Raw genomic sequence first — 13,507 nt, 5'->3', positions numbered from 1 at the left:
TTGGAAAAATCATTCGCGAACATCTATAATGAAAAGGGATGAAAAGGGGAGTGGGGACCAGTCCCCTCTCCCCTTTGTTTAAATAAGAAAAAAGCATCTGATTTCAGCAAGTTTTCTACTAAAAGGAGGTCTCAGCCTTGAATAAGAAGTCGGTTAAAGATATCGAGGTTAAAGGGAAAAGAGTTTTTTGCCGTGTTGATTTTAACGTGCCAATGAGCGATGGAAAGGTAACGGATGATACTCGGATCCGAGCGGCACTGCCTACAATTCAATTTCTCGCAGATAAAGGTGCAAAGGTGATTCTTGCCAGCCATCTCGGCCGCCCGAAAGGACAAGTTGTTGAAGAGCTTCGATTAACACCCGTCGCTGGACGGCTTTCAGAGCTGCTAGGTAAAAGTGTTAAGAAGACAGATGAGGCATACGGCGACGCTGTAAAGTCTGAGATTGACTCTATGAGTGAAGGTGATGTTCTTCTTCTTGAGAACGTTCGCTTTTATCCGGGAGAAGAAAAGAATGACAGTGATCTTGCCAAAAAGTTTGCGGCACTGGCTGATGTTTATGTAAATGATGCATTTGGAGCTGCACACCGTGCCCACGCATCGACAGAAGGAATTGCCCAGCATCTGCCTGCCGTCTCAGGTTTGTTAATGGAAAAAGAGCTTGAGGTACTTGGAAAGGCATTATCTAACCCGGAACGTCCGTTTACAGCGATCATCGGCGGGGCAAAGGTTAAGGATAAAATCGGCGTTATTGATAATCTGCTAGAAAAGGTTGACCATTTGATTATCGGCGGCGGACTCGCTTATACCTTTGTAAAAGCAAACGGGCATGAGGTAGGGAAATCCCTTTTAGAAGAAGATAAAATTGACCTTGCGAAATCTTTCATGAAAAAAGCGGAAGAAAAAGGTGTTAAGTTCCATATGCCCGTTGATGTCATTGTAGCTGATGACTTCTCAAGAGAAGCGAACACAAAGGTTGTCGCAATTGATGAAATCCCGGCCGATTGGGAAGCTCTTGATATTGGACCTAAAACAGCTGAGATGTATCAAGATGTCATTAAGAATTCAAAGCTTGTTATCTGGAATGGACCTATGGGCGTTTTTGAATTTGAGAAATTTTCTGGCGGAACGAAGGCTGTTGCAAATGCTTTAGCGGAAGCTGAAGGAACGTATTCAGTCATCGGCGGCGGCGATTCGGCTGCTGCGGTTGAGAAATTTAACCTAGCTGATAAAATGAGCCATATTTCAACTGGCGGCGGAGCTTCCCTGGAATTCATGGAAGGCAAGGCCCTGCCAGGAGTTGTGGCCCTAAACGATAAATAGGAAGCAGAGAGAGCAACATTGCTGAAAGGAAGTGTGAACATGCGCAAACCAATTATTGCAGGTAACTGGAAAATGCATAAGAAGATGGATGAAGCGAGTTCATTTGTAGAGGAGGCAGCTGGATTAGTGCCAGATTCAACTAAAATTGATTCTGTTGTCTGTGCCCCTGCCCTGTTTTTACAAAGACTTGTCGAGCTGACAGACGGAAAAGACTTGAGTGTTGGCGCTCAAAATATGCACTTTGAAGAGAGTGGAGCTTTTACAGGAGAAATCAGTCCTGAGGCTTTATCAGATCTTGGTGTAAAGTACGTTATTCTCGGTCATTCCGAGCGCAGAGAAATGTTTGGAGAAACAGATGAATCAGTAAATAAAAAAACGCTGGCGGCTTTCAAGCACAATCTGACTCCGATTGTCTGCTGCGGCGAAACGCTTGGACAGCGTGAGAACGGTGAAACAAATGAGTTTGTTGGCACGCAAATCAAAAAAGCATTAACGGGTCTGACTGGCGAGCAAGTGAAACAAACTGTAATTGCCTATGAGCCAATCTGGGCGATTGGGACTGGCAAATCTTCATCAGCAGAAGATGCAAACGAAGTGTGTGCGCATATCCGTAAAACAGTTGCCGAAGAGTTCTCACAGGAAGCAGCTGATGCTGTCCGCATCCAATATGGAGGCAGCGTAAAGCCTGCCAACATTAAGGAGTATATGGCGCAGCCTGATATAGATGGAGCTTTAGTCGGCGGAGCAAGCCTTGAGCATGAATCCTTCCTGCAATTATTGGAGGCAGGTTCACATGAGTAAAACTTCTCCAACAGCTTTAATCATCCTGGACGGCTTTGCGTTAAGAGGCGAGCGAGAAGGCAATGCAGTCGCCCAGGCGAACAAACCGAATTATGACCGATACTGGAATAAATATCCCCATGCGAAGCTGATTGCGAGCGGAGAAGCGGTTGGCCTTCCTGAAGGGCAGATGGGCAATTCTGAAGTGGGCCACCTAAACATTGGGGCTGGAAGAATTGTGTACCAAAGCTTAACAAGGGTGAACATCTCCATTCGCGAAGGTGAATTCGAGAAAAATGAAACATTCCGCAAAGCGATCGAGCATGTGAAGGAAAAAGGAACAGCTCTCCATCTCTTCGGCCTCCTTTCTGACGGTGGAGTCCACAGCCATATTGAGCACATGTTTGCTCTTTTAAAAATGGCAGCCGATGAAGGGGTGGAGAAGGTTTATGTCCACGGATTTTTAGACGGCCGTGATGTTGGTCCGAAAACAGCAGCTGGATATATCGAGCAGACCCTCGAAAAAATGAGCGAGCTGGGTACAGGTGAATTTGCGACAATTTCTGGACGCTATTATTCGATGGATCGTGACAAGCGCTGGGATAGGGTAGAAAAGTCTTACAGGTCAATGGTTTATGGTGAAGGCCCGACCTACTCTAATCCCATGGAATTGGTTGAAGATAATTATCGCAACGGGATCTTTGACGAATTTGTGATTCCGTCCGTACTTGTCCGCAAGGATGGCTCACCGGTCGCCACAGTACAGGATAACGATGCTGTCATCTTCTATAACTTCCGTCCTGACAGAGCGATTCAGATTTCTAACACGTTTACAAATAAGGATTTCCGTGCGTTTGATCGCGGTGAAAACCATCCGGAGAATCTGCATTTTGTTTGCCTAACCCATTTTAGTGAAACAGTAGATGGATATGTAGCTTTCCAATCAACGAATTTAGATAACACGATTGGCGAAGTGCTGGCTCAGAATAATATGACTCAGCTCAGAATTGCGGAAACGGAAAAGTACCCGCATGTAACCTTCTTTATGAGCGGAGGCCGGGAGAACGTTTTCCCTGGCGAAGAACGGATCTTAATTAATTCGCCCAAGGTAGCGACATATGACCTGCAGCCTGAAATGAGTGCATATGAGCTTACAGACGCTCTGTTAAAAGAGATTGAAGCTGATAAATTTGATGCCATTCTTTTAAATTTTGCTAACCCGGATATGGTTGGTCACTCAGGTATGCTGGAGCCAACTATAGAGGCGATTGAAGTTGTCGACGAGTGCTTAGGTAAAATTGTCGATCTGATTGTCCAGAAGGGCGGAACAGCGATAATTACTGCTGATCATGGGAATGCTGATGAAGTGGTAACAATCGAGGGCAATCCAATGACTGCACATACGACGAACCCTGTTCCTGTTATTGTAACAAAGGAAGGCGCTGAACTCCGCCAAGAAGGGATTCTAGGAGACCTTGCTCCGACGATGCTTGACCTTTTAGGTGTGAAAAAACCAGCCGAAATGACTGGCACTACACTAATTAAAAAATAGTTTGAAGGAGAGAAAACATATGCCATATATTATTGATGTTTATGCTCGTGAAGTATTAGATTCCCGCGGTAACCCGACTGTAGAGGTAGAAGTGCACACTGAATCCGGTGCATTCGGACGAGCGCTTGTTCCAAGCGGTGCTTCAACAGGTGAATATGAAGCAGTTGAGCTTCGCGATGGCGACAAAGATCGTTACCTTGGTAAAGGCGTTCTAAAAGCTGTTGAGAACGTAAATGATATTATTGCACCATTTTTAGTTGGTGAAGAATATAACGTATTAGATCAGGTTGCGCTTGACCGTGCATTAATCGAGCTTGACGGTACAGAAAATAAAGGCAAGCTTGGCGCTAACGCAATCCTTGGTGTTTCCATGGCAGCTGCTCATGCAGCCGCAAACTTCCTTGATGTACCTTTATACCAATACTTAGGTGGCTTTAACGCAAAGCAGCTTCCAGTTCCAATGATGAACATTGTTAACGGTGGAGAGCATGCTGATAACAATGTAGACATTCAGGAATTCATGGTTATGCCTGTAGGTGCAGAGAACTTCCGCGAAGCGCTTCGCATGGGTGCGGAAATTTTCCACAGCCTGAAGAGTGTTTTAAAAGAAAAAGGCTTAAACACTGCTGTTGGCGATGAAGGCGGATTTGCTCCGAATCTAGGATCTAATGAAGAAGCATTGCAAACAATCGTCACTGCGATTGAAAAAGCAGGATACAAGCCGGGCGAGCAAATTATGCTGGCAATGGATGCTGCATCCTCTGAGTTCTACAACAAAGAGGACGGCAAATACCATCTTGCTGGAGAAGGCGTTGTGAAAACGTCTGCTGAGATGGTTGACTGGTATGAAGAGATGTCTTCTAAATATCCAATCATTTCAATTGAAGATGGCCTTGATGAAAATGACTGGGAAGGCCATAAGCTTCTGACTGAACGCCTTGGCGGGAAAGTCCAGCTTGTTGGTGATGATTTATTTGTTACAAACACTAGAAAGCTTTCTCAAGGAATTGAGCAGGGCGTCGGCAACTCTATCCTGATCAAGGTTAACCAAATCGGTACGTTAACGGAAACATTTGATGCCATTGAAATGGCGAAGCGTGCTGGGTATACAGCAGTAATCTCTCACCGTTCTGGTGAAACAGAAGACGCGACCATTGCTGATATCGCCGTAGCAACGAATGCTGGGCAAATCAAGACAGGTGCTCCTTCTCGTACAGACCGTGTGGCTAAATACAACCAGCTTCTTCGTATCGAAGATCAGCTTGGTGAAACAGCCCTTTACAACGGAATTAAATCTTTCTACAACTTAAAGAAGTAACTAAATATCGGCCCGTCCTTGGTGCTGGCGTTCAGACTGTAGATAAACTTGTGTTTCATTGAGTTTATCTACAGTTTTTTCTTTAGAGCTGTTATTCAAACTGTGTTTCGTTTCAGGCGTTTCTCTTTCCTTGGGGCCAGGGAGACTCCTTGGCTTTCCGCCTATGGGGTCGCTCTAGAATTGATCCTAAATTAATATCTGTAAATTTGGTGACGGGTTACGATTTAATCAGCTAATATGCATCCCAAGTGCAGTCTGGTATTGTTCTATTTACAAAAATATGATAAATTTAAAATACTGTTATATGCAGGCTTTGATGGAGGTGTAGTTTTGCACGCATTTTTAGTTGTCTTATTGGTTATCGTTTGTATTTCTCTTATTGTAGTCGTATTGCTTCAGTCTAGTAAAAGCGCGGGCCTTTCGGGGGCGATTTCTGGCGGAGCTGAAACGCTTTTTGGAAAACAAAAGGCCAGGGGGATCGATTTGGTTCTTCACAGAGTCACGATCGTACTTTCCGTATTGTTCTTTGTTTTAACTATTGCCGTTTCTTACTTCAAACTATAAATTAAATTCTAAACCCGGCGAGCGAAGCCGGGTTTTTTCATGATTTTGTCTTTTGGATAAATAACCCATTATTTTAGGGGCAAAACAGGAATATGACCACTCCTGCTGTGGTAATAAATGAAGAGTTACTTTGGAATGGGAATAGCCATTTAGTTCAAACTAAGATGTGTAGTCTCGCCACTCAATCGACCTAACCTAATACAACAAGATTAAATATATGCAGAGGGAGATAGGTAAATGAAGAAGTTAGTGCCAAAACCATTTACATTCGAAGGTGGGAAGCGGGCTGTCCTGCTGTTGCACGGATTTACCGGAAACTCGGCAGATGTACGGATGCTCGGCCGGTTTCTTCAAGGAAAGGGTTATACATGCCATGCTCCCATTTATAAGGGACATGGGGTTCCACCCGAGGAATTGGTCCATACAGGTCCTGAGGACTGGTGGAAAGATGTGACAGATGCTTACCAATTTTTAAAAGAAGAGGGATATGAAGAGATTGCCGTTGCCGGTTTATCCCTTGGCGGTGTCTTTTCTTTAAAGCTTGGTTATACTGTACCATTAAAGGGTATCATTCCGATGTGTGCTCCAATGTACATAAAAAGTGAAGAAGTTATGTATCGTGGAATTCTCGATTATGCTCGGGAGTACAAAAAATGGGAAGGCAAGACAGAAGGCGAAATTGAATCCGAAATGGAAGAATTTCAAAAGACACCTATGAAAACGTTAAAAGCCTTACAGGGACTCATATCGGATGTGCGCAACTCTGTCGATTTGATCTATGCACCGACCTTTATCATTCAAGCCCGCCATGATCATATGATAAACACAGACAGTGCAAATATTATATACAATGAAGTCGAATCAGAACAAAAGGACTTAAAGTGGTATGAGGAATCAGGCCACGTCATTACCCTGGATAAAGAACGGGAACAGCTGCATGAAGATATTTATCAGTTTTTAGAAACGCTTAATTGGAAATAATAAATAAATAGGAAGAAAGAAAAAGGAGGGATTAGGATGGACGAATCAATTAAGGAGCATATCGACAGGCTCCTTCATTATATGAAGGACGAAGCATATAAACCGCTTACTGTACAAGAGCTTGAGGAAGCCTTTAAGATTGAGGGCTCTGAGTCCTTTAAGGATTTTGTAAAAGCACTAGTCGTCATGGAGGAAAAAGGGCTTGTGGTCCGCACTAGGAGCAACCGCTATGGCTTGCCAGAAAAAATGAACCTGATCAGAGGAAAATTAACTGGTCATGCGAAGGGATTCGCTTTTGTTATAACCGAGGAGCAAGGCATGGATGATATTTTCATTCCGCCAAATGAAACAGGAAATGCGATGCACGGGGATATTGTACTTGTACGCGTAGCCAATGAAAGCTCAGGATCTAGAAGAGAAGGAACGGTTGTCCGTATTATTGAAAGAGGCGTTCAGCAAGTAGTTGGAACGTACACGGAAAGCAAGCACTTTGGATTTGTGATTCCAGATGATAAAAAGCTTACCAGCGATATTTTTATCCCTAAAAGTGTTTCACTAGGTGCTGTAGAGGGACATAAGGTGGTTGCTAAACTTGTCAGCTACCCGGATGGGAAAAAGAGTGCTGAGGGGGAAATTATTCAAATCCTTGGGCATAAGAATGATCCGGGTGTTGATATCCTATCGGTTATCCACAAGCACGGGCTGCCGATGGAATTTCCTGAAGATGTCTTAAAACAGGCAAATGAAGCACCAGATTCAATTGATGAAAGCGAACTTGCGAATCGCCGTGATCTGCGCGATGAGGTAATCGTTACGATTGATGGCGCAGATGCCAAAGATTTGGACGATGCTGTCCAGGTTTCAAAGCTTGAGAATGGCAATTACAAGCTTGGAGTCCACATTGCAGACGTAACTTATTATGTTAAAGAAAATACACCGCTTGATCGCGAAGCTGAAGAACGTGCGACAAGTGTCTACTTGGTGGACCGGGTTATCCCAATGATTCCGCATCGACTTTCAAACGGGATCTGTTCATTAAATCCAAAGGTCGACAGGCTGACCCTTTCCTGCACAATGGAAATTAACCCAGAGGGAGAAGCCGTCAGTCATGAGATTTTCCAAAGTGTTATTAAAACGACCGAGCGGATGACCTACCATGACGTCAATCGTATTTTGGTCGATAAGGATGAAGAACAGAGAGCAAGATATGAAAATCTTGTCCCGATGTTTGAACTAATGGAAGAACTCGCTGCGGTTCTTAGGAAAAAGCGGATGACACGTGGAGCGATCGATTTTGATTTTAAAGAATCAAAGGTGCTCGTTGATGAAGATGGCAAACCGAATGAGGTTGTTCTTCGTGAACGTTCTGTTGCTGAGAAGCTTATTGAAGAATTTATGCTTGCTGCCAATGAAACGGTTGCTGAACATTTCCACTGGATGGAAGTACCGTTCATTTACCGAATTCACGAGGATCCGAAAGAAGATAAACTAAGACGTTTCTTTGATTTTATTACAAATTTCGGATACATCGTCAAGGGAACAGCTAATTCTATTCATCCCCGGGCTCTTCAAGAAATCGTTGAGGAAGTTCAGGGCAAACCGGAGGAAATGGTTGTTTCAACAGTCATGCTTCGCTCCATGCAGCAGGCAAAGTATTATGAGGAAAGCCTCGGCCATTTTGGGCTGTCGACGGATTACTATACACATTTCACATCGCCGATCCGCCGTTACCCGGATTTAATCGTTCATCGCTTAATTCGGACGTATCTTATTGAAGGAAAGCTGGATCAGGCTACAAGGGAAAAATGGGATGCAAGCCTGCCTGAAATTGCTGAGCATTCTTCCAATATGGAGCGCCGTGCTGTCGAAGCTGAACGTGAAACGGATGAACTGAAGAAAGCTGAATATATGGAAGATAAGATTGGCGAGGAATATGATGGCATCATCAGTTCTGTCACCAACTTTGGCTTGTTTGTAGAGCTTCCGAACACAATCGAAGGCCTAGTGCATGTCAGCTATATGACCGATGACTATTACCGCTACGATGAGCGCCACTTAGCTATGATTGGTGAACGAACTGGCAATGTATTCAGGATTGGTGATGAAATCACAATCAAGGTCGTAAAGGTCAATAAAGATGAGCGCGCCATAGACTTTGAAATTGTCGGTATGAAGGGCACTCCAAGACGAGAGCGTTCCGATTCACCAAAAGTCTTTAAAACTGGAAGTTCAGAACGCAAGCCGCGTAGAGGCAAAGCAGAAGAGAAGTCCAGTACTGGAAGCCGAAGCGGTGTAAAAAAGAAAAAATCTTATGATAATGCTTCCAAAGCAAAGCGTGAAGGCAAACGGAAGAAAAGAAGATAGAGCTTCATGGGGGCCTGTGTAAACAGGCTCTTTGTTTCCTTTAGGGAAACTGGATTTTAAAACCTTCATGTGTAAGTAGGGTTCAATTGTGGGAACAGCAAAAATTTGATAAAATAAAGAGATAGGATAGACAGGTGACTGGGTAAAGTTCGCCCAGTGATCAAAGGGGGAAGCCATATGCCTAAAGGAATGGGAAAGACCATTGCTAACAACAAAAAAGCGTACCATGACTTTTTTATAGAGGATACTTATGAGGCAGGAATTGTCTTGCAGGGAACAGAAATAAAAGCAATCCGCAGCGGCCGGGTAAACCTTAAGGATGCGTTCGCACGTATCCAAAATGGTGAGGTCTTTTTATATAATATGCACGTCAGCCATTTCGAGCAGGGAAACCGTTTCAACCATGACCCGCTCAGGACTAGAAAGCTGCTTCTGCATAACAAGGAAATCAGCAAGCTGATTGGCGAAACAAAAGAAGTGGGCTATTCACTCGTCCCAGTAAAGCTTTATTTAAAAAATGGGTATGCAAAGGTTTTAATCGGTCTCGCTAAAGGGAAAAAGAAATATGACAAGCGCGAGGATCTGAAAGAGAAAGAAGCAAAACGCGATATCCAGCGGGCATTCAAAGAACGCCAAAAAATGTAAGGCAGGCATTTCCATTGAAAATCAGCCTGTATGTGCTATAATAAGTATTGTAACTACAGCAACACTTAGCTTTAGCTCGGTTACCCGAGCCTTCCGGACGTGGCACCTAATACGTGCAGCTGGTTCCTTTTTACATGGGGACGCTACGGATTCGACAGGGATAGTTCGAGCTTAGGTTGCGAGTCGAGGGGATCGGCCTCGTTAAAACGTCAAAGCCAATAACTGGCAAACAAAACAACAACCTCGCTTTCGCTGCTTAATTAGCGCGTAGCGGTTCCTCCCTCCATCGCCCATGTGGTAGGGTAAGGGACTCACTCTAAGTGGGCTACGCCGGATTCCACCGTCTGAGGATGAAGGAAGAGAACAACCAGACTAGCTGCCCTGGCGCCTGTCGATAGGCAGATGGGTTAGCGAAACACGAATATGTCGACTACACTCGTAGAAGCCTAAGTGCCGATGTTTCTGGACGTGGGTTCGATTAGTAAATAGTCGCCTTGTATGGCAACATGCAAGTGAAAATCTGGCTTTATCGGTGAAACCTAAGTCGCAGAAAAGTGGCGATAAGGCAATGCCGAGCGGTATGTGGAGCAATCCAACAGCCGTGTATCGACTTATAGGCTGCCCAAGCGGCAGTACTAGGATGCGGGATCTGCCTGGAATCAGGCAAAAACTACATTCCGCATAATACGCCAGAGGGCCTGCCGATGCAGGTTCAAGATATAGTCAGTGCCATGTCGAAAGCATGGAATAGCACGTCCCACCGTCTCCACCATACATACTATGGTGGTTTTTATTTTTTTTTGTTACTTTAAGCATTAAAATGTCATTATTACATCATTATGCTTAAAATAGCTTGTGACAATAGTGTTTAAAACATCTTGTTGAGTCATTTTTTGAGACAATTTGAACATCTAAGTTTAAATTCAAACTCTCTTTGATACTGGTATATAAGATAGTTAGATATCTAAAATAACCTTTCTGTGAGAAGAAAAATATTTCACCAGCTGGACAATTTTTATTTTCTATATATTATCCCTTTACAAAATCATTCAAATCTCTCTTTTAAACTACCACTACGATAACCATCATCCCAAACAAATAATATCCATACCTTTACTGCATCTTTTAAATTTGTTCAATATCATCGAAATTTTTAATCTTTTTAAAGTAATCTTCGGTAAGTTAGGATCCTAATCGTAAACCTCTTGATGTTTTTTGACTGAAAGTTCTGTAATATAGTAGAAAATATAGTGAATATACGGGGATGATTTATAGTGTTGGACCATTTAAAATATATTGACGGCATTACGATAATTGATACATCAGGAACAATTTTATTTACCGTTAAATTTAATCCACGGTTTCACGAAGAAATTGATGAGAATGAGAAGATTATCGGCCTAAACCTTTTTTCTGCTTTTCCTATGCTTGATGAACGATCTAGTACTCTTTTTAAGGTAATGAACACAGGAAAGCCGATTTACCGTGCAAAACAAAATATAGTCGATTTCAGAGGGATTGAAAAAGAAACCACAAATGTTTCGTTACCTATTAAAGCCCATGGGAAAATTATCGGCTCGATAGAACTCTCAAAGGACATAAGCGATGAAGACCGTCCGCTCAATTCGGTTATAGAAATTGATTCAAGTTCATTTAATACTAAGCAATTAAAAACGAAGATTCAGCCGGAAAGAGCTGTTTATTTTTTGGAAGATATTATAACGATTGATGAAGAAATGAATCATTTAAAGGAATCTGTCAAGAAGTTTGCCAAAGGGGATTCGCCTGTTTTTATCTATGGAGAAACAGGGACAGGCAAAGAACTGTTTGCCCATGCGATACATAATGAGAGTGAACGATCCACAAAACCCTTTATTACCCAGAATTGTGCTGCACTTCCTGAGAGTTTAATTGAAAGTATTTTGTTTGGCACAAAAAGAGGCAGCTTTACAGGGGCTGAGGATAATCCTGGCTTGTTCGAATTGGCAAATGGCGGAACTCTTTTCCTTGACGAGATTAATTCGATGCCGATTCATTTACAGGCAAAACTTTTAAGAGTATTGGAAGATGACTGTGTTCGCAGGCTAGGAGACAAAATGGTAAGAGCCGTTAATGTTCGTGTCATTACTGCAACTAACCTGCATCCGGCACAGTGTGTCCGGGATGGAAAGCTGCGCCAAGATCTTTATTATCGTCTTGGGGTTATGACATTGGCAATTCCTCCTTTACGAGAGAGAAAAGAGGATATACGACTGTTGGTTGATTATTTTGTTAGTAAGTTTAATAAAAGCCATAAGAAGAACATTGTTCATATTTCAAGAGATTCACTAGGGTTTTTGCTGAGTTATGATTGGCCAGGAAATGTCAGGGAGCTCGAAAATGTGATCGAATATGCGATAAATCAGACAGATGCTTGTGATGATACATTACAATATAATCATTTAGAACAGCAAATTAAGCATTTAATGGGTATACAACAGTCTTTTTCCTCTACAAAAATCAGGCCGTTAAAAGATGAGATTGCAAATCTAGAAAAAACAAGAATTGAACAGGTAATGATTCTAACAAGAGGAAATGTATCAAAATCTGCACGGCTGCTGGAAATCCCTAGACAAACATTACAAAGAAAAATTAACCAATACGGAATAACAACAGATTTAACTAACCATCAATAGATAGGTGCCCAAAACTTAACAGCAAATTGCTCGTTTTATACCATATAAAATATACACAACCATATTATTGTAGGCAAAAATCCTTTTGCAAGGGGTTTTGCCTGCTTTTTTATTAAGTTCCCCCCTTTTTTAAAAACTGGCATGATTCTTGCGTTAAAGTATATAACTTTTAAAAAAGGAGAGAAGGACAAAGATGAAAATCGGGGTTTTAAAGGAAGTTAAGGATGGGGAATCACGTGTTATTTTAACACCAAATGAAGTAAAGGCACTGTCGCGTAAAGGCCACAAGGTATTGGTAGAAAAAGATGCAGCGCTTAAAGCGGGTTTTCCTGATCAATCTTACCTTGATGCTGGAGCGGTGATTATGCAGCAAGCGAAAGATATTTTTGATCAGTCCGATATGGTTGTGAAAGTAAAGGAAATTAGTCCGAAAGAATATTCACTTATTAAGCCGGGGCAAATCCTTTTCTCATGTCTGCACCCTGCGGCAAACAAAGAAGAGGTTGATGTGTTGTTAGATAAAGAAGTAATTGCTATTACAGCGGAAGATACTCATCGTTTCGGATCACCTAATTGTGAAGTGGCTGGCAAGCTAGGTGCATTAATGGGAATCCAGTATCTTCTCTCAACAAATGGTGGAATGGGAAAATTAGTTGGAGGAGTAGGCGGGGTTCCCGGAATCCAAGCATTGGTGCTAGGAGGAGGAATCGTCGGAAAAAGCGCAGTTGACGTTCTTGCTTCATTAAGGGCACAGGTGAGGTTACTAGACATTAATATCGGTGTCTTAAGAGAGGCTCAGTTTCTTTTTCCGAAGAATGTTACGACAGGATTTTCGAATCAAGAAACGATTAAAGAAATTTTACCGAGTGTGGACCTTATCATCAACTGTGTGAAGTGGCCCAAACAACGAACAGACCATCTGATTACAAGAGAAATGCTTGGTAAGATGCAAAAGGGATCGGTGATTGTTGATATTAGTGCAGACGTTGGAGGAGCTATTGAAACCTATCGGCCAACAACGTTTAATGATCCGGTTTATACAGTAGATGGTATTATCCATTACGGAGTTGATAATATACCTGGAGCTGTTCCAAACACGGCATCGATTGCGTATGCCGCATCTGTTTTCCCACATATACTAGCTATTGCCGAAAAAGGGGTTGAAAAAGCTTTGCTTGAAGATGAATATCTTCGAAATGGGCTTACTACTTTTAAAGGAGTGTTAACCCATGAAGAAACAGGCAATATTCAAAATCGACAATGGGTGAAATCTCAGGAGTTGTTAAAATAAATAAACTTTATTTTT

Annotated in this window: 10 protein-coding genes and 1 other RNA gene; all 11 read left to right on the top strand. The window is 42.5% G+C overall.

Translation table 11 applies throughout. The annotated features are described in order from the left end of the window. Positions 1 to 137 precede the first annotated feature (137 nt). A complete protein-coding gene (locus HRJ06_RS03010; protein ID WP_174728627.1) occupies positions 138 to 1,322 on the top strand; it encodes a phosphoglycerate kinase in 1,185 nt (394 codons plus the stop codon). A 39-nt stretch (positions 1,323 to 1,361) separates the two neighbouring features. Further along, complete coding sequence (gene tpiA / locus HRJ06_RS03005; RefSeq protein ID WP_174728624.1) at positions 1,362 to 2,123, top strand: triose-phosphate isomerase; 762 nt, start codon at positions 1,362 to 1,364, stop codon at positions 2,121 to 2,123. Continuing rightward, on the top strand, positions 2,116 to 3,654 hold the full coding sequence (gene gpmI / locus HRJ06_RS03000; protein ID WP_174728621.1) for a 2,3-bisphosphoglycerate-independent phosphoglycerate mutase: 1,539 nt from the start codon (positions 2,116 to 2,118) through the stop codon (positions 3,652 to 3,654). Before tpiA ends, gpmI begins: the two co-directional genes overlap by 8 nt. 19 nt (positions 3,655 to 3,673) lie before the next feature. Further along, on the top strand, positions 3,674 to 4,972 hold the full coding sequence (gene eno, locus HRJ06_RS02995; RefSeq protein ID WP_174728618.1) for a phosphopyruvate hydratase: 1,299 nt from the start codon (positions 3,674 to 3,676) through the stop codon (positions 4,970 to 4,972). Between the two features lie 330 nt (positions 4,973 to 5,302). Continuing rightward, positions 5,303 to 5,536, top strand: a complete 234-nt coding sequence (gene secG / locus HRJ06_RS02990; RefSeq protein ID WP_174728615.1) for a preprotein translocase subunit SecG — start codon at positions 5,303 to 5,305, stop codon at positions 5,534 to 5,536. Between the two features lie 237 nt (positions 5,537 to 5,773). Next, positions 5,774 to 6,517, top strand: coding sequence for an alpha/beta hydrolase (locus HRJ06_RS02985; protein WP_174728612.1), 744 nt, complete (start codon positions 5,774 to 5,776; stop codon positions 6,515 to 6,517). A 36-nt stretch (positions 6,518 to 6,553) separates the two neighbouring features. Continuing rightward, positions 6,554 to 8,881, top strand: a complete 2,328-nt coding sequence (gene rnr, locus HRJ06_RS02980; RefSeq protein WP_174728609.1) for a ribonuclease R — start codon at positions 6,554 to 6,556, stop codon at positions 8,879 to 8,881. A 177-nt stretch (positions 8,882 to 9,058) separates the two neighbouring features. After that, positions 9,059 to 9,526 (top strand): SsrA-binding protein SmpB, encoded by a 468-nt coding sequence (gene smpB, locus HRJ06_RS02975; RefSeq protein ID WP_174728606.1) that lies wholly within the window; start codon positions 9,059 to 9,061, stop codon positions 9,524 to 9,526. A gap of 144 nt (positions 9,527 to 9,670) precedes the next feature. Continuing rightward, positions 9,671 to 10,007, top strand: a transfer-messenger RNA (tmRNA) gene (gene ssrA / locus HRJ06_RS02970). 793 nt (positions 10,008 to 10,800) lie between these two features. After that, positions 10,801 to 12,201 (top strand): sigma-54 interaction domain-containing protein, encoded by a 1,401-nt coding sequence (locus tag HRJ06_RS02965; RefSeq protein WP_338421044.1) that lies wholly within the window; start codon positions 10,801 to 10,803, stop codon positions 12,199 to 12,201. 193 nt (positions 12,202 to 12,394) lie between these two features. After that, complete coding sequence (locus tag HRJ06_RS02960; RefSeq protein WP_174728588.1) at positions 12,395 to 13,492, top strand: alanine dehydrogenase; 1,098 nt, start codon at positions 12,395 to 12,397, stop codon at positions 13,490 to 13,492. The last annotated feature ends 15 nt before the right edge of the window (positions 13,493 to 13,507 follow it).

This window comes from Mesobacillus harenae, assembly GCF_013343715.1.
Lineage (GTDB): Bacteria > Bacillota > Bacilli > Bacillales > Cytobacillaceae > Mesobacillus_A > Mesobacillus_A harenae.
Note: the sequence above shows the minus strand (reverse complement) of the source record. Positions and strands in the feature narration are given on the sequence as shown.

Excerpts from the sequence above, each read along its gene's own strand:
- tpiA (WP_174728624.1), top strand. The coding sequence starts at position 1,362 with ATGCGCAAACCAATTATTGCAGGTAACTGGAAAATGCATAAGAAGATG.
- gpmI (WP_174728621.1), top strand. The coding sequence starts at position 2,116 with ATGAGTAAAACTTCTCCAACAGCTTTAATCATCCTGGACGGCTTTGCG.
- eno (WP_174728618.1), top strand. The coding sequence starts at position 3,674 with ATGCCATATATTATTGATGTTTATGCTCGTGAAGTATTAGATTCCCGC.
- HRJ06_RS02985 (WP_174728612.1), top strand. The coding sequence starts at position 5,774 with ATGAAGAAGTTAGTGCCAAAACCATTTACATTCGAAGGTGGGAAGCGG.
- rnr (WP_174728609.1), top strand. The coding sequence starts at position 6,554 with ATGGACGAATCAATTAAGGAGCATATCGACAGGCTCCTTCATTATATG.
- smpB (WP_174728606.1), top strand. The coding sequence starts at position 9,059 with ATGCCTAAAGGAATGGGAAAGACCATTGCTAACAACAAAAAAGCGTAC.
- HRJ06_RS02960 (WP_174728588.1), top strand. The coding sequence starts at position 12,395 with ATGAAAATCGGGGTTTTAAAGGAAGTTAAGGATGGGGAATCACGTGTT.